Origin of the sequence: Stutzerimonas stutzeri SDM-LAC (assembly GCF_000235745.1) — a bacterium.
Classification (GTDB): domain Bacteria; phylum Pseudomonadota; class Gammaproteobacteria; order Pseudomonadales; family Pseudomonadaceae; genus Stutzerimonas; species Stutzerimonas stutzeri_H.
Genome location: NZ_AGSX01000004.1, coordinates 1 through 16,944 on the forward strand (window position 1 = coordinate 1; position 16,944 = coordinate 16,944).

Below are 16,944 nucleotides of genomic sequence, written 5' to 3' on the forward strand. Positions count from 1 at the left end.
TCTACATCTTCGATCACCTGCAGAGCAGCCATCGGCCCACCCAGCGAGGTCCACAAGGATCCATCGACGGCGGCGAAACGCTTGGCCTGAATCGCGGAAAGCTGACGGAACGCCGGAGTTTCTTCCGCTTGGCGGAGCGCCTCGACGGCTTCACCACTGGTAGCCAGGGTGCCGATCACCAGCCAGTCCGCATCCAGCAGTTCAAGCGATTCAAGGCTGAGCGCCATGGAGTGGGTATGGCCAGGATCCTGCTGATGAGCTGGGCGGACCAGGCCGATATCTTCAACGACGGTGCTGGAGAAGGCGTCTTTGAACATGTAGGACGGACCCTTCGGGTTCCAGCGAACAATGCTGAACGTCTCGCCTTGATGGTCCTTCAGACGCTCACGTGCTTCGGCTACCCGCGCCTCGTAACGGTCCAGAAAGGCCTTGGCTTCAGCATCCTTGTTCAGGACGTGCGCCGTACGCTGCATGCTGGCTCGCCAAGGTTCCGCCCATTTGAAGGTTACTACCGTGGGCGCGATCTCGTTGAAAATCGCCAACTGCTCTGGCTTGACCGGCCCGGTGAGGATCAGGTCCGGCTCCAGCTCCAGCAGCGTTTCCAGGTTGGGGTTGTCCAGATCTCCAACGACCTTGATGCCGGATGGCACCTTGCCTTCCAGATAGCGCGGTGGTGCAGCTTGGCCGCGACCGTTGACTGTGCCTATCGGCGTCACGCCCAGCGCCAGGGCGGTATCCAGATCAATCTCGTCGAGGGTGACAACCCGCTCAGGCGTGGCTGGCACGGTAACGGTGTTACCGAACGCATCTTCCACCTCACGGGTGGCGGCCTGCGCACTGAGGGTCATCAGCCCCGCTAAAAGTGCAATGGAGAAGTGCCAGGGGGTTCGTTTCATCATTGGGTCGTGTCCTTTTCAACGGATTCAAGCACCGGCGGGGTGCGGGTGGCTGATGGTGCAGAGGAGAGAGGCGCAGACGCTGCGAGCGAACGGCGACGTGGGACGATCACCGGGGCGCCGTCACCTGGCGCCGGCAAAATGTCCACCTCGGTCCGATAAAGGCGGTCCACCAGTGCCTTCGTCATCACCTCGCGTGCTGGGCCCATGGCCTGAATCTGCCCATCGGAAAGCGCGATCAGCTCATCGCAATAGCGCGCGGCGATGCCCAGGTCATGGATGACGATCAGCACCGTACGGCCTTCGGCTGCGATTCGGTGGACTGCCTCCATGACTTCGGCCTGGTGGCCGATATCCAGTGCGCTGGTGGGCTCGTCGAGCAGAATCAGATCGGTGTTCTGCGCCAGGATCATGCCCAGCCACGCACGTTGCGCCTGCCCGCCAGAGAGCGAAGAGGCCTGGCGATGCCAGATAGCGTCGAGCTGCATGGCCGTACGAGCGCGGGCGACCTGGCGCGCATCTTCATCGCTCCACTGGTTGAACCAGCCTTGATGTGGATGCCGGCCGTACTGCACCAACTGCTCGACACGAATCCCTTCGGCCATCACGGGGCGCTGGGGGAGAAACGCCAGCTGACGAGCGAGGCTTTTCATCGAGTAACTGGAAAGCGACTGCCCATGCACGTGGATTTCGCCACGTTGCAACGGAAGCTGACGCGCCAATAGCTTGAGCAGGGTGGATTTGCCGCTGCCGTTGGGCCCGACGATGCCGATCAACCGGCCCTTGGGGAGCGAGAAGGAGAGATCGTCCAGGACCACCTTGTCCTGATAGGCGAAATGAAGGTGTTCGACGCTCAATACCGTCATCAGTCAGCTCCTCGTCTGTCCTTGAGCAGCAATGCCAGCAGCAGGATGCCCCCAAGTAGTCGTGTCATGATGCCGGTGGGGATCTCTTCCGGCTGCGCCAGTACCCGAACCAGGGTGTCACTGCCCACCAGCAGTACCGCTCCGCAAAGAGCCGATAGCCAGAGCGGGGCTAGATTATCGCGCGCTAGCCACGACGCCAGAATGGGCGCTGCCATGGCGATAAACACTACTGGCCCACCAATCGCTGTACCCAGCGAGGCCACTAGAATGGCCAAGCCCAAAACACCGAGCTGCACCAGCGGCACCCGGATGCCCAGGTTTTGCGCTGTGGCGTCACCAAAACGCAGCAAGGCCAGTGGGCGGTTGACCAACGCCATCAGCGGGCATAGCGCGAGCAGCACCATGGCGATTGGGTTGACGGTCTGGTAGCTGACGCCAGCGAAGTGCCCCATGGTCCAGAGATAGAGGCTGCCCAGATGCACCAGCGGTTGAGTGGACATCGCGAAGTCACCGATCGCGCCAAGCAACTCCGATAGTGCGATACCGATGACAATGAACAGATAGCCTTGCTCACCGGGGCGCCGACACAGGGTGAATAGCGCCACAGCGGCCAGCACCGCGCCCAGCGGTGAAGCCCACCAGGGCCAGCTACCCAGCGTCAGGTACAGTGAAAAGCCCACTACTGCTAACGAAGCGCCTTCATTTACACCGATCATGTCTGGTGTCGCCAGGCGGTTGCGTACCAGTGTCTGTATCAGACAGCCCGCCATGCCCATGGCGAGACCGGCTACGATGGCGGCTGCCACCCGCGGCATACGGATCTTGAACACCATGATGTCGTGCAGCTTGCTGCCATTGCCGAGCAGTGTGGCAATCACATCTTGTAGGCCCATCTTGCCTGAGCCCAGGCTGATCGCCAGCGTAGCCAGTACGGCAAGCAACAGGGTCATCAGGCCACACATCAGCCAGTTGCGCCGATGCAGCAGCAGGCTCAGGCCGCCTATGCGTAGCGCCCATACGCCACTGGGATTGGTTGATTCCATTCTTACCTCACCGCCAACAGAGAGCGGAATCCACCGCGCAAGACGATAGCGATCAGCGCCGGCGCGCCGAGCGCGGCCAGCAAAGTTCCGACGGGCAGCTCGAAGGGCTGCAACAGCCAGCGGGCCAGAACATCAGCTGCCAGCAAAAACAGCATGCCGAACAGCGTCGAAAACAGCAGCTGTCGGAGCAGGGCGACCGGCTCAATCAAGCGAGCGCAATACGCAGCCAAAAACCCCACGAAGCCAACGGGTCCGGCTAAGGAGATCGCGCAGGCGGTAAGCAAGGTCGACGCGACCAATACGCCCAGTCGTACCCAGGTGGTGTGAATGCCCAAGGCCCGGGCCTGGCTATCACCCATCTGCATCAGGGTCAGTTGTCGGCACAGCAGTCCAGCGAGCGCCAGGCCTATCAGTGCGATGGGCGTGACGGTGCCCACCGCATCGAGCCGGGTAGCCGAGAGGGAGCCCAGATTCCAGAACCGAAACTGCTCCAACGCCACCCGTGTCGACAGCAGCATGAAATTCGAAAGACCACCGAATATCGCAGCCAGCGCCACGCCGGCCAAAATGAGTTTCAGCGGGCTGGCCTGGCCCAGCATGAGGCCGATGCCGAGTACCACAAGATTGCCCAGCAGGGCACCGGCACCGGACCAGAGCAGGTAGCCCCGTGTCGATTCGACGCCGTAGAAAATGAGGCCGATGACCAGACCCAGTACTGCGCCGGCATTCACGCCGAGCAAACCGGGTTCGGCCAGCGGATTACGTGTCGCGCTTTGCAACAGCGAGGCGGCGATGGCAAGACTTCCGCCCACAACGAGCGCTGCCAGCGTACGCGGCATGCGCAGGGTCTCTACCACCATGGCGAGCTTTTCATCCGCCACGGCCAGCTGGTCTCCTAGCAGATAGTGCAGCACTTCAACCGCGCCGTAGACACCCGCGCCGGTGCTCATCGAGATCACCAGCAAAGCCAGCAGAAGCGCGCCCCCCGTAACGAGGACCGCTTGCTGGTAGCCAGGGAAGGTCGAATCAGTTCGTATCATTGGTTTTGAGCAAACTCCTGAACCCGGCAGCGAGCTGCCGGGGTGTAGCGCGGGTCAGATGTCGTAACTGAAGCCAACGAACACCGTACGGCCCATGAGGATGTGATCAACGGACTGGGCGACGTCGTCGCGCTTCTCGTTGTTCAGGTTGTTCATGCCGGCGTTGAGTGCCAGTTGAGGAGTAGCCTGGTAGCGAGTACCAAGATTCAACACGTGGAATGCCCCGCTTTCCTGGGCACCGCCGGCGGGAGTAGACAGCCATTGGCTCCCGACATACTGGTAATCCAGGTTTAGCGCGAGCGCCGGCAATGCTCGCCAGTCGAGCCCGATATTAGCTATGTGTTGCGGGGTATTGTTTAGCGGGGCATCAGCCTCGCGATCCTCGGCATCAGAATAGGTGTAGTTCGCACGCAGGCCGAGTGTTTCGTCGAAAGCATACCGGCCTAAAAGCTCATATCCGCGCACCCGCGCCGTACTTATATTGCTGTAGGTCATCAGGCTTGGGCGGTATCCCGCACGCCACCGGTCGCTGACAATCATGTCATCAATTTCTGTCTGGAAGAGTGTGACACCCGCTTCGAAACCGCCGTTTTGGTATAGCGTGCCCAGCTCGTAGCTGATGGCGGTCTCGGGCTTTAGTTGCGCGTTGCCCTTGACGCGACAGAAACCCTGGCATGCTGCGACGCTGTAAGTCTCATCAGACTGATAAATCGCAGGTGCCTTGAACGACTTGCCGACCCCGCCCTTGATGACCCAATTGTCGGTTAGGTTATAGACACCGTATGCGCGCGGACTGAACTCGCTACCGAACGCCTCGTGATGATCCCAGCGTCCTCCGAGCGTCACGTCTAAATTTCCGAGAGAAAACTCGTCCTGAAGAAAGACTGCATACTGATCAACATTGGTCTCTGTTCCGAGGTTCTGGTTGTGGCTGAACTCGGTTCGACGGCGCTCGGCACCGACGGTCAATAGCTGGCCTGCAACGATTCCACTGAGCTGACCGTCGACCGTATGATTCTGCTGTTCCGCCTGCCCAACCACGTTGCCGTTGAATCGAGTCATTAGCGCGGATCCATCGGTGAGCTCGACATCCTCATAGTAGTAGCGCAGTCGACTGTTGAAGCCATCCCAGCGACCGCTGTGCGCGAGTCCAAAACTGGTGCGTTCCATCTCCTGATCGTTTTGAACAACCCCGTAACGCAGACCGGGATACCAGTTTGCAACGCGATCATCCTGCCGATGGGTGATATCGATGTCTAAGGCCTGCCGCTCGTCAAGCAACCAGCTTAGCGAGCCGTAAATACTTCCGGCCTGGCGGTTCTCTGCAGCATCCGCGTCTGGTGACACGGTTTGGTCAGAGCGCCAAGCAGCTTGGTCGACGCCTTCAACAATCAGATTACCTAAGAGCTTGTCTTCGATCAGCGCGCCGCTTATGTGCCCGCTGGCCTTGTGGCTATCACCTGAATCGCCCTCGGTGGGCGCCTCGTAGGTGTAGGCCACTCCAGCCCTAGTTTGGCTACTCGGTTGCAGCAAGATCACATTCACCACACCGCCGATAGCGTCGGCTCCGTACAGCGAAGACATCGGCCCGCGGATTACCTCGATTCGGTCAATTGCCGCGATGGGGATCGAAGAAAGATCAAAATCGTTGGCATATTCGGAGGTCAACACATCTCGGGAGTTGATCCTGCGTCCGTTAACAAGAAGCAGTGTGTAATCCGCGTCTAGGCCACGTAATTTGATCTCTTTGCGCCCATAGGTCGAGGAGGGGTTGATTTGGACGCCAGGCAGGTACTTCACCGCATCGGCCAGGTTGTACACCGGACGCTGCTCGAGCTCTTCGCGGGTAACGACCGATACGCTGGCCGGCGCGCTGAGCTCGCTGTGTGACGTCTGGGTGGCGGTGATGACTTGCTGCTCCAGAGCAACAGGCTCGGCCGCGAATGCGGCAAGCGGCATAAGGCTGGCCAGGATGGTCAGGGATAGGTGACGGGGACGGCTGATACCCCGGTTTAGTGCGATTGACATAGCATGCTCCGTTGCTGCTCGAGGGTCGAAAGGACTGATCACGTATCCGCGACGGGTTAACCCGCCTGTTGTTTGGTTGAGGTGAGGCACATGTCGCGCTGTCTGATGCCATGCAGCAGGTAAAGCACGCCGAGACCCGCCAAGACGCCCGCCAGCGCATAGAGTGCGGCTAGCTGTTCGAAGCCGATCACCCGGTGTTGAGGGCCTTCGCCCAGATAGCGCGCTGAGAACAAACTGCCGAGCCCGGCTGCGATGTTCGAAACGGTTCCTTGGAAGGCCATGAACGCTGCTCGCTGGTGAGCGTGCGGAACGCCTGCAGCAATGGTCATGGTGCTGTTGGTGCGTACGGCGCTCAGCGCCATGAACAGCGTGAAGATGATGTAGAGGGAGATGCCAATCGGGACGGCGAACCCGAGCAGGGTCACCAGCGAGAGGCAGCCGCTGCTGACAAGCACCACTGTTACCGCGCTGCCGCGATCGATCCAGGCGCCACCGACCCGCATGGCCGCAAGGCTGGCAACGCCGCCGAGCAGATACAGCAGACCGAGATGCGGACGGGGAAAATCCAGGTTGAACTCGAAGTAAGTGGCGAAGTGCGGCACCAACAGAAAGTGCCCAAACATTTGCAGTGATGTGATGCCGAGCGCGACCAGGCAGAGGCGCGAAGCCAGCAGCGGTTTGACCGAGGCTTTCGGGCGCTCAACGGCAACGGGTTTGGGAAGCCAAAACTGGCACAGCAATGCCAGCAGCAGCCCTGTGCCGCCCAACAGGAAGAAAGGAGCAGTCCAGTCCCAGCGAATCGAGCATTCCAATGCCAATGGAATGATCAGGATCGCAGCAAGTGAGAAGCCCATTCCGACATAGGCAAGCTGACGACCGCGCTCTGCAGGCGGTATCAGGTCGAGCATGGTGGCCATCAGGATTGCGCCCATCGGTCCGGCCACCAGGCCGGACAATACGAAAATCGCAATCAGTTGGTTGGGCCCGGTCGCCCAGGCACAACTGAGCAGCAGCAGAAAGCGCAAAACGAGGAGGGCGACGAGTGCGCGCTTGCGGTCGAAACGATCCAACCAGGGTGCGCTGGCGAATCCGCTCAACGCGGCAGCCAAGGTTGCGCCGCCGCTGATGTAGCCGATGTGGCTAGCCTCCATACCGAGCTCGCGCACAAGATCCGGCCCCAGCGGCATGACCATCATCAGGCTGCCAATGGACAGCATGTTGATCAGCATCGCTAGGTGAACGGCGATCCTTGTCTGGACGGCAACTTTCATCGGATGGTGGCACGCTCGTTTTGACAGGCGGGCTGCATCCTAAGACAAGCTTAACGCTATATCAAACACAAATCGTTCGCATTATCGTAATTGGGTGATGTCGGTTGTTGCTCGCAACGCGCCAAACCGCAGCCCACATGTTCAAGCCGCAGACTTGCGGCGGCTTGTTTCGTGGCGGAGTGGGTGGGTTCGGTCGACCGGCATGTCGAGACCCAACCAGCGAGCCCGTGACCTTCTCCGCCAATGCAGCCGGTCAGCCGATGGTCATCAGGCTGGCATTGCCGCCCGCCGCCGCGGTATTGATGCTCAGCGCTCGCTCGATCAACAGACGCTCCAGAGGAATGTCGGTATCGCTGCTGGCCATTCCCTGTACACCGATAATCGGGCCGCTGCGTTGCGACAGCCGCTGGCTGATGTCCAGCAACTGGTCGGGGCCGCCGTGGTACAGCACAACATCGAAACGCGTCGCGTCGCGGGTCCAATCCGGTGTCAGCGTGATCCTGGCCTGAACCGCCTGCGGGAGCGTGCCGCGCAGTGCTTGCACTGACGGTAGATCCGCCATCACCGCCTCGCTGCCAACGGCCAATACCGCAGCCAACTGGATCAACAGGTCACCTTCGTCATCTGCCAGACACAGGACATGCTCACGTGGTAGCAGGCTGTAGCTGTTACGTTCGCCGGTGGGGCCGTTGAGCAGGCGCGTGGTGCCGCTCTGAGATTGACTGGCGTAACGGTCGCACAACGCCGCAATTGTTTCCCGGCCGTTTCGCCGGGCCCAGTCCTGGAACTGCGTGGCGGCATCGACCTGGGCGGGGGAACGACGCACTTCAGGCTGCGCAGGAGAACCGCCGAAGTCGAGCGCGCGCAACAGCGCGTCGTCCGGCCGCTCTGACAGCAGGCGATACAGATACAGTGGGCCACCGGCCTTGGGTCCGGTACCGGAAAGCCCTTCGCCGCCGAACGGCTGCACCCCGACGACCGCGCCGACAATGTTGCGGTTGACATAGAGATTGCCGACCTTGGCGCGGTCGACGACCTTGGCGATGGTTTCGTCGATACGCGTATGCACGCCCAAGGTCAATCCGTAGCCCGCCGCGTTGATCTGGCCCAACAGCTGGTCCAGCTCTGTGCGGCGGTAGCGCAACACATGCAGTACCGGGCCGAAGACTTCCTGCTGCAGCTCATCGAGGCGTTCGAGTTCAATCAATGTAGGCGTCACGAAGGTGCCGTGGGCGCACTCCTTCTCGTCCACACGGGCCAACTGATGCACGCGACGCCCCTTGTCGCGCATGGCTTGCAGGTGTCGCTCGATGTTGTCGCGCGCCTCGGCATCGATTACCGGGCCGACATCCACTGACAAGCGCTGCGGGTTACCCATGCGTGCTTCGGCCATGGCGCCCTTGAGCATGCCGATGACTCTTTCGGCGACATCCTCCTGTATGCAAAACACTCGCAGGGCTGAGCAGCGTTGACCGGCACTGTCGAAAGCCGAGGCCATGACATCCATGACCACTTGCTCGGCCAATGCCGACGAATCAACGATCATCGCGTTCTGGCCACCGGTTTCGGCGATCAAGGGAATGCTTCGACCGCGCTCATCCAGGCGACCGGCGAGGCTGCGCTGCAGGATCGAAGCGACCGCAGTGGACCCGGTGAACATCACGCCGCGGATGCGCTCGTCGGCGATCAGCTGTGCACCGACGGTTTCGCCGCGTCCCGGCAGCAGTTGCAAGGCGCCCTTCGGAATTCCAGCTTCATGCAAGATCTGCACGCCCAGCGTGGCGATCAAGGGTGTCTGCTCCGCTGGCTTGGCCAGCACCGTGTTGCCTGCACCCAACGCGGCGCAGACCTGGCCAGTGAAGATTGCCAACGGGAAGTTCCACGGACTGATACAGACCACCGGGCCGAGCGGGAGGTGAGTGTCGTTATGGAAGTTGTCACGCACCTCGGCGCCGTAGAAAAGCAGGAAGTCGACGGCTTCGCGCACTTCGGCAATGGCGTTGGCGTACGACTTACCCGCTTCACGGATAAGCACCCCCAACAGCTGCTGCATGCGCTGTTCCATCAATTCCGCAGCTTTTTCCAATGCCGCGGCGCGCTCTGCTGGCGGTGTGGTTCGCCAGGCGCTGGCACTGTCGAGGGCACAGCGCAGGGCGTTGTCCACATCCGCTTCGCTGGCTTCCTGCACATGACCGACGATGTCCCGGTGATCAGCGGGGTTGAGTAATGGCGCGGCAGGGTTCGTCGAAACGGCGTCACAGCCGAGCAACGGCGTGGCGGTGAGGCGCCGGCGTGCACTGGCAAGCAAGGCGGAAGAAAGCGAGCCCAGCCTTTGCTCGTTGGACAGATCGATACCGCAGGCGTTGAGACGGCCTTCGCCATAGAGGTGAAGGGGCAATGGAATCCGCGGGTGCGGCAGGCCGAGCGTGCCTTCTGAGGCGAACATCTGCTCGACCGTCGTCACCGGGTCGGCTACCAGTTCCTCTAGCGAGATGCTCTTGTCGGCAATGCGATTGACGAAGGAGGTGTTGGCGCCGTTTTCCAACAGGCGACGCACCAGGTAGGCCAGCAGGGTTTCATGGCTGCCGACCGGCGCATAAATGCGGCAAGGCCGGTTGAGACGTCCATCCTCCTTTCCCACGACCTGTTCATAAAGCGGCTCGCCCATGCCGTGCAGGCACTGGAACTCGTATTGACCGGGGTAGTAGTTCTGCCCGGCCAGGTGATAAACCGCGGCCAGGGTATGCGCATTGTGTGTGGCGAATTGCGGATAGATGGCTTCTGGCGCGGCAAGCAGCTTGCGCGCACAGGCAATGAACGACACATCGGTGTACGCCTTGCGGGTATAGACCGGGTAGCCCTCGAGGCCGTTGAGCTGAGCCAGTTTGATTTCGCTGTCCCAGTAAGCGCCCTTGACCAGGCGGATCATCAAACGATGGTGGCTGCGCTTGGCCAGGTCGATCAGGAAATCGACCACATAGGGACAGCGTTTCTGGTACGCCTGGATGACGAAGCCGATGCCATTCCAGTCGGCCAACGAAGGCTCGAAGCAGAGCCGTTCGAGCAGCTCCAGGGACAGTTCCAAGCGATCCGCTTCCTCGGCATCGACGTTAATACCGATGTCGTAGTGCCGCGCCAGCTGTGTCAGTGACAGCAGAACCGGGTAGAGCTCTTCCATCACCCGGTCGTACTGCGCACGGCTGTAGCGTGGGTGCAGTGCCGAGAGCTTGATCGAGATGCCGGGCCCTTCGTAGATCCCGCGACCGCGCGATGCCATACCGATGGAGTGGATCGCCTGTTCGTACGATGCCAGATAGCGGCGTGCGTCCGCGGAGGTAAGCGCCGCTTCGCCGAGCATGTCATACGAGTAGCGGAATCCTTTGGCCTCCATGGTTTGCGCATTGGCCAGCGCTTCGTTGATGGTTTCACCGGTAACGAACTGCTCGCCCATCAGCCGCATCGCCATGTCCACGCCCTTGCGGATGAGCGGTTCGCCACCTTTGCCGATCAAGCGATTCAGTGACGAAGAAAGGCTGGTTTCATTGTGCGTGGCCACCAATCGGCCGGTGAGCATCAGACCCCATGTAGCGGCGTTCACGAACACCGATTGGCTGTTGCCCAGGTGCGGTTGCCAGTTGCCGGTACTGATCTTGTCGCGGATCAACGCATCGCGCGTGCCTTTGTCCGGCACCCTGAGCAGTGCTTCGGCCAGGCACATCAGGGCCACGCCTTCCTGGGACGACAAGGAGAATTCCTGCAGCAACCCTTGAACCAGACCCTGACGTCCGCCAGCACTTTTCTGATTACGCAATTTCCCGGCGATACGTAGCGCGAGTTGGTGGCTCGCTTCGGCCTTGTCCGGTGACAGGCGCGCCTGCTCCAATAACATCGGCAACGCCTCCGGCTCGGGACGGCGATAGGCAGCGGTAATGGCAGCACGGAGTATCGACTGCGGCAGGATGCTTTCGGCAAACTCAAGAAACGGCTGGCTGTCAGGCGTGATGCTGGCCGTCTGGTCATGGCCGGCGTGCGACAGTGGCTCAGTGTCAGACTGGTTAGCCTCGCTTTCGACCTGATCAAGATAGCGGAGCAGTGCTTGCTCGATCACCCACTGCGGCGGACGCTTAAACCGGCTGGCGGTCACCTCTAGTCGATCGCGGGTTGCCTCGTCGAGCGCGATATCCAGCGTGCTGGTGACCATGTAACTGTCCTCCGAGATGAGGTGGGCGAAATACCTTGGCAGCAGTCTGCCCCGGTCATTGCCACCGATAGACAAGCGCGGGCGGCTCATCTAGCTGTATCTCCTCAGCGTAGACCCTTGCTGTGCTTTGTCCGGCGCATCAGGCGATTGGCAGTACCGTGCTCAATGCGCCGACGATGAGCGAATCTTGCGCCGCCCTGTTCAGCGTTTTTCCGGCTCCGGCACGTCGGACACGCTGACCCCTTCCTTGCGGATCTTATCCTCTGCTTCATCTTCGTCTTCCGCGTCGCCCTGCAGGCTCTGTTGCTCGGGCGCCGGCTCGTATTGCAGTTCGACCAGTACCGGGAAATGGTCGGAGCCGAACTCGGGGAGACGCTGGATGCGCACCAATTGGAAGTGATGGCTATGAAACAGGTGATCCAGCGGCCAGCGCAGAAACCAGTGCTGAGCGTGAAAGCTGTTGACCATGCCGCGACCGACCCGTGGGTCCAGCAGGCCGCTGATCTTGCGAAACAGGCGCGTGTTGGCTGACCAGGCAACGTCGTTGAGGTCTCCGGTGACGATCACCGGGGCGCTGTGTAGATCGTCCCGAACACTCTCGGCGACGACCAGCAGTTCGACGTCACGCTCGGTCGACTCGTCGTTCTCCGTGGGGCTCGGCGGGGCTGGGTGCAGGAAGTGCATGCGGATCGCCAACTGGTCATTCAGGCGGACATTGGCATGCATGGAGGGCACATCGTCCTCGACCAGAAAGCAGGTTTCAGCGTTTTCCAGCGGCAAGCGGGACCAGACATGCATGCCGTAGAGATTGTCCAGCGGGCAACGCTTGGTGTAAGGGTATTCTGCGGTCAGCTCCTCGAGCTGGTCCTCCCACCATTGGTCCGTTTCGAGCGTGACCAGCACATCGGGACGATGCTCTTGGACCAGTGCCTTGAGCTTCTCCGTCCGGCGGTTCGGCGTCAGGACGTTGGCCGCCATGACGCGTATGCGCGGTTTGTCGCCGTTGGGAACAGCGGTTTTCACCTCGGGGCGCCACAAGCGGGTGTACGGGATGATCCACCAGGCCTGATAGGCGAGGCAGAGGATCACCAATCCACTGATCAGGACCTGAAACGGTTCGGAATAGGGCAGCAACAGTGCCTGGGCCAACAGCAATGTGAAGGCGAGTACGCACAGTTGCAATCGCGGGAAATCCAACCCGCGTACCCACCAGACCGGGTTCTTCCACAGTGGTAGAAAAGTCAGCACGACCAGCAGGCCAGTCGCCGCCAACAAGATCCCTTCCGTCATGACCGATCCTCGGTGCAGTTCGGCGCGATGTCATATCGGCCGTTCGGGTAGCTGAGAGCAGGCATAACAAATTCGTCCCGTCGAGGCGCGGATTGGTTCCGCCTGCTTTCCGATGGAAGGAATGGAATGCGGGCGGAGGCCGCCTGAGGGCGCTCCGGCAAAACCAACAAAAAAGGCCTGTCACTCAGAATGTGTCAGGCCTTCTCTGGAGTGGACTGCCGCTCGAGGTTACATCGGTTCGCCAATGGCTGCGCAGCTGTTCGCGGTCGCAGCGTGCTTTCTCAGCACCGCCAACTGGGGTTGCTCGGCGCCTCCTGCAATGTCCAGAGCAAGAATGTAGTTGCCCCACCATGGACCAGCGGCCCAGTAGGTCATCGGAACGCAGTTCTCGCGAAGATAGCCGAGTAGATTATCCATCGCGACGATCGCATCGGGTGCGTAGTTGGGCACGCCCATCTCGCCGATGAATCCACGCAGGTTGTTGATTCGCAGCCAATCCACGAAAGGCTTGGCGCGATTGATGCCGAGCTCAGGCGCGAATGTTTCGGTCTTGTCGGCGTACATGCCCGAGGTGTCTCGGTCCAGGTACATGTGGGCTTCGAAGATCAGGTTGTTCTGCGGGTCGCGCATCCATGGGTCAGCGATGAGTTGGGTGTTCGATTGCGGCCAGTGCCAGGCGCTGGAGAACCGATCACCGGCAACGTAGATCCAGTTGGTCCGGTCGACCTTGCGGATTTCCTTGGCGGCTGCCAGCGCGGCTTGCGGCCAGAGTCCCTTGGTGTTCGGCTCGTTCATCAGACCGTAACCGCTGAGTGCCGGATGTTTGCCGACTTTCAACGCAATGCGCTTCCATGTGTTGGCAAACGATTGGATCGAGACCGTTTCGGAACCTATTGGCTGGCGGTAGTAGCGGTAGTAGTTATGCATGTCCAGCACGACCTTGACGCCATGCTTGTGGGCAAAGTCGAGCGATTGAGTGAGCAGCGCCAGTTGCGCGCTGTCGAGGTCGGTGTCCAGCTGTGGTTGGATGCGTTCCCAGAGGAACGGCAGCCGCACCAGTTTCAAGCCCTGTTCGGCGTATTTCTTGTAGTAGGACTCCGCCGGATAGATGTAATTGGTCCCATGCTTGCCTGGCAGAACCGAAGGGCCAAAGGCCGCACCAGACAGGGCAACACCGACCAGTTGTACCGGTTCGATAGCCGGCAACGTGACTTCGGCTATCGGCGCCGAAGGTGCGGCTGGCAGGACGGTCGGAGCCGCTACCAGGCTGAGCTTGTTCGGATAGCCGATGCGATTGCCATCAAGCGCGGGGCCATCCATGAACACTGTAAGCGCGCCGCTGGCAGGCTTTACCGACGTAATAGTGCGTACCTGGCCGTCAGCCGTGCGCACCGATGCGCCGGCTGCAAAGGCTGCCTTGTTCTGCGCAGTCGCAGCGACAGAAACGCCGGCAGACGCACGCCAGGAGCCGTTCAGCCAGTAACTGTTGGTGAATTTGTTGATCAGCGCCGTATGGGTCGGTGAGGAGACCGGTGCGGGGCTCGTTTCGGCTGACGCCAGCGGTGTGCTGGTCACTGTGCTCACGCGGAGCCTGTTGGGATAGCCAACCAGATTGCCGTCGAGCACCGTACCGTTCATGAATACGGTCAGGGCGCCGCTGGCAGGTTTGAGCGCGGTAACCGTACGAATCTGGCCGTCTGCCGTTTGCACCGAAGTACCGACTCGAAATGCGGCCATGTTTTGTTGTGTTGCGGCAACCGATACACCTGCCGAGGCACGCCAGGAGCCGTTCAGCCAGTAGCTGTTGGTGAACTTGTTGATCAGCGCCGAATAGGACATGCCTGATACGCCGGTATCAGCGGCGATAGTGGCGTGAACACTGGTTACAGGGAGAAAGCCCAACAGCGCAGACAGTGCGATTGCAGGCATTGAGCCTCTACAGGCTCTGGAAATGGAGGTAAACATCGGCTCACCGTGATCATGAACACCGAAGCATCAGCTTCGATGAAGTGACAGGGAGGTTGATCAATAAGCGGTGCTGCAAAGGCAGACGAGAGACCACATACAGAACGAACCAATGGAAAACGAAAGGCGCTTCGAGAGCTGTCCGTTTCGTTTGATAGTTATAATTTATTTTTACAATGTATTAAACAAACAGCGACTTAAACAAGGCGCCAAAAAACAGACTATCTGTTAGTTAGTGGCAATTTGATATTTAAACGCCGCTCTGATGATTAACAAGCGCTCGCCTGAAACCCGCTACAGACAAGGCTTGCAGTGATGATGGCGTCATTTTTTTGAATTCGCCGTTAACGCTGTCTCTCTTTGATGACGAAGTTAAATCCGATAAACGGTAAGAATTATTTTGAACTATTCCAAATCTGCTTAAATGATTGCGGCGCACACCAGGCGAACCCAGCGGAACAGCAGCCCTGCATCCATGTTTTATCAACGACAGGGACGAGGTTGAAGGGGCTTTGGTTGTGCTTGTAAAGCACTGATGCTTCGGGCAGGGTCGAAGCCAGGTCTCTATCTGCGGAGTGATTTCCATGTCGGAGCTATACCCTCGCGTCGACCCCGATGGGCTGATCGAATATTCAGTCGTCTACACGGACCGGTCGCTTAACCACATGTCCCGGTCCTTCCAGGGCGTGATGAACGATATTTCGGCCACGCTGAAGTCTGTCTACAACGCCCATGCAGTTGCGATTGTTCCAGGCAGTGGCACGTTCGGCATGGAAGCCGTGGCGCGCCAGCTCGCGCATGACCGCAACTGTCTGGTGATCCGCAACGGCTGGTTCAGCTATCGATGGACGCAGATATTCGACATGGGCCGTATTCCTGCACGGTCGACTGTGCTCAAGGCGCGCCCGGTGAATCAGGCTGCGCAAGCCGCATTCACGCCACCGCCAATCGATGAAGTCGTCGCGAGCATTGCCGCCCAAAAGCCGGATCTGGTGTTCGCTCCGCACGTGGAGACGTCCTCGGGGATCATCCTGCCTGACGGCTATCTGCGCGCAGTCAGCGACGCGGTCCACGCGGTGGGTGGTCTGTTCGTTCTGGACTGCATCGCTTCCGGTGCGCTTTGGGTGGATATGCAGACGAGCGGCGTGGATGTGCTGATCAGTGCGCCCCAGAAAGGCTGGAGTGCTTCACCTTGCTGCGCGCTGGTGATGCTCAGCGAGGCTGCCCAAGCACGCGTCGAGGCGACACAGAGCAGCAGCTTTGCGTGCGACCTGAAAAAGTGGCTGCAAATCATGCAAGCGTACGAGCAGGGTGGCCATGCCTATCACGCCACCATGCCGAGCGACGCCTTGGCGCGCTTTCGCGATGTCATGTTGGAAACTCGCGAATACGGATTTGAAACCGTTCGTGCGCAGCAACTGGAGCTCGGGCAGCGAGTCCGATCATTGCTGGCTCAGAAGGGATTCAAAAGCGTGGCTGCCGAAGGGTTCGAAGCGCCCGGCGTGGTGGTCTGTTACACCGACGATGCCGATATCAAGAACGGCAGCAAATTTGCCACGCAAGGTCTGCAGATCGCCGCGGGTGTCCCGCTGCAGTGTGATGAGCCTGCGGACTTCCAGACCTTCCGGATGGGGCTGTTTGGCCTCGAGAAGCTGAAGAATCTTGATCGGACGTTAAATATTCTGCAGCGCGCCCTCGATCAGATTGTTGCCGTCTAGGTCACGCCTAGTAGAGCGGTTCCGACGAGATCGAGACCGCTCGTCGCCCAATGGATAGGAGTTGAGACGGCCGCGCAGACCTGTTATTGAGCCATGTCGCATGCCGGAGCCCTCGCGAATACGGTCCCTGGGGTAGATAGAGAGGGCTGAAACCTGCGAGATAGACACATTCCTGAAACAAAAATGTGTTTGCACGAGCCGTCATGCTGACTACGCTGAAATTGTACAAAGCTTATTACAACAAGAAAGAGGGGCTAACTATGACCAACAACCAGAATGCTCAGGTCGTTGCACTCGAGTTGTGGCGCTTTTGCGCACACTGCATTGCTACCATCGTTGTTGTAGGAGCGGTACTGATTGGGTTCCTCGGATCATGGGAGCTGGGCCTCAAGGTTGGTGTGCTGCCGTTGCTGGCTCTGATTGCTGCGGACATGCTGGCCAGACGTCGGGAGCATGACATTCAACCAAGGAATTCCTGACCACTTGCCGTCCTGCGCTGACCCGTGCGGTTCGCGCAGGATAGAACTCCTTTCGATCTCCGCTGCCTTCCTACCGCTGCAGCTTAGCCACTACGGTTCGCGGCGTTTCCGGACATCATGCTTGGCCAAGCTGGCCACCTCATCGCC

11 protein-coding genes are annotated in these 16,944 nt (G+C 59.9%); 2 read left to right on the top strand and 9 right to left on the bottom strand.

The annotated features are described in order from the left end of the window. The 9 genes from PSTU_RS0100025 to PSTU_RS0100065 all read right to left on the bottom strand — a co-directional run. Positions 1–899 (bottom strand): iron-siderophore ABC transporter substrate-binding protein (locus PSTU_RS0100025; RefSeq protein ID WP_019338998.1); only part of this gene is annotated, 899 nt, incomplete at its 3' end. Next, positions 896–1,762: an ABC transporter ATP-binding protein gene (locus PSTU_RS0100030; RefSeq protein ID WP_019338999.1), complete on the bottom strand. Its 867-nt coding sequence runs from the start codon at positions 1,760–1,762 to the stop codon at positions 896–898. The genes PSTU_RS0100025 and PSTU_RS0100030, both read right to left, overlap by 4 nt. Continuing rightward, entirely contained in the window at positions 1,762–2,805 is a 1,044-nt protein-coding gene (locus PSTU_RS0100035) for a FecCD family ABC transporter permease (RefSeq protein ID WP_019339000.1), read from the bottom strand. Before PSTU_RS0100035 ends, PSTU_RS0100030 begins: the two co-directional genes overlap by 1 nt. A gap of 2 nt (positions 2,806–2,807) precedes the next feature. Then, positions 2,808–3,845: a FecCD family ABC transporter permease gene (locus tag PSTU_RS0100040; protein ID WP_019339001.1), complete on the bottom strand. Its 1,038-nt coding sequence runs from the start codon at positions 3,843–3,845 to the stop codon at positions 2,808–2,810. A gap of 54 nt (positions 3,846–3,899) precedes the next feature. Beyond that, a complete protein-coding gene (locus PSTU_RS0100045; RefSeq protein WP_019339002.1) occupies positions 3,900–5,873 on the bottom strand; it encodes a TonB-dependent receptor domain-containing protein in 1,974 nt (657 codons plus the stop codon). 56 nt (positions 5,874–5,929) lie between these two features. After that, the gene (locus tag PSTU_RS0100050; RefSeq protein WP_029404520.1) at positions 5,930–7,144 is read right to left on the bottom strand and encodes an MFS transporter; all 1,215 of its coding nucleotides are present in this window, start codon (positions 7,142–7,144) and stop codon (positions 5,930–5,932) included. Positions 7,145–7,397: 253 nt separating this feature from the next. Further along, the gene (putA, locus tag PSTU_RS0100055; RefSeq protein WP_029404521.1) at positions 7,398–11,345 is read right to left on the bottom strand and encodes a trifunctional transcriptional regulator/proline dehydrogenase/L-glutamate gamma-semialdehyde dehydrogenase; all 3,948 of its coding nucleotides are present in this window, start codon (positions 11,343–11,345) and stop codon (positions 7,398–7,400) included. 201 nt (positions 11,346–11,546) lie between these two features. After that, positions 11,547–12,635 carry an endonuclease/exonuclease/phosphatase family protein gene (locus PSTU_RS0100060; RefSeq protein WP_019339005.1) on the bottom strand — a complete coding sequence of 363 codons (1,089 nt, stop codon included), beginning with the start codon at positions 12,633–12,635 and terminating at the stop codon, positions 11,547–11,549. A 228-nt stretch (positions 12,636–12,863) separates the two neighbouring features. Continuing rightward, the gene (locus tag PSTU_RS0100065) at positions 12,864–14,564 is read right to left on the bottom strand and encodes a glycoside hydrolase family 5 protein (RefSeq protein ID WP_019339006.1); all 1,701 of its coding nucleotides are present in this window, start codon (positions 14,562–14,564) and stop codon (positions 12,864–12,866) included. Between the two features lie 620 nt (positions 14,565–15,184). Here PSTU_RS0100065 and PSTU_RS0100070 point away from each other — a divergent pair. Both PSTU_RS0100070 and PSTU_RS0100075 read left to right on the top strand, forming a co-directional pair. After that, a complete protein-coding gene (locus PSTU_RS0100070; RefSeq protein WP_019339007.1) occupies positions 15,185–16,318 on the top strand; it encodes an aminotransferase class V-fold PLP-dependent enzyme in 1,134 nt (377 codons plus the stop codon). A gap of 203 nt (positions 16,319–16,521) precedes the next feature. Then, the gene (locus tag PSTU_RS0100075; protein WP_019339008.1) at positions 16,522–16,797 is read left to right on the top strand and encodes a hypothetical protein; all 276 of its coding nucleotides are present in this window, start codon (positions 16,522–16,524) and stop codon (positions 16,795–16,797) included. The last annotated feature ends 147 nt before the right edge of the window (positions 16,798–16,944 follow it).

What these genes read in the sequence shown, in the direction of transcription:
- PSTU_RS0100070 (WP_019339007.1), top strand. Translation starts at nt 15,185, where the DNA reads ATGTCGGAGCTATACCCTCGCGTCGACCCCGATGGGCTGATCGAATAT.
- PSTU_RS0100065 (WP_019339006.1), bottom strand. Translation starts at nt 14,564, where the DNA reads ATGCCTGCAATCGCACTGTCTGCGCTGTTGGGCTTTCTCCCTGTAACC.
- PSTU_RS0100045 (WP_019339002.1), bottom strand. Translation starts at nt 5,873, where the DNA reads ATGTCAATCGCACTAAACCGGGGTATCAGCCGTCCCCGTCACCTATCC.
- PSTU_RS0100075 (WP_019339008.1), top strand. Translation starts at nt 16,522, where the DNA reads ATGCTGACTACGCTGAAATTGTACAAAGCTTATTACAACAAGAAAGAG.
- PSTU_RS0100050 (WP_029404520.1), bottom strand. Translation starts at nt 7,144, where the DNA reads ATGAAAGTTGCCGTCCAGACAAGGATCGCCGTTCACCTAGCGATGCTG.
- PSTU_RS0100040 (WP_019339001.1), bottom strand. Translation starts at nt 3,845, where the DNA reads ATGATACGAACTGATTCGACCTTCCCTGGCTACCAGCAAGCGGTCCTC.
- putA (WP_029404521.1), bottom strand. Translation starts at nt 11,345, where the DNA reads ATGGTCACCAGCACGCTGGATATCGCGCTCGACGAGGCAACCCGCGAT.
- PSTU_RS0100030 (WP_019338999.1), bottom strand. Translation starts at nt 1,762, where the DNA reads ATGACGGTATTGAGCGTCGAACACCTTCATTTCGCCTATCAGGACAAG.
- PSTU_RS0100060 (WP_019339005.1), bottom strand. Translation starts at nt 12,635, where the DNA reads ATGACGGAAGGGATCTTGTTGGCGGCGACTGGCCTGCTGGTCGTGCTG.
- PSTU_RS0100035 (WP_019339000.1), bottom strand. Translation starts at nt 2,805, where the DNA reads ATGGAATCAACCAATCCCAGTGGCGTATGGGCGCTACGCATAGGCGGC.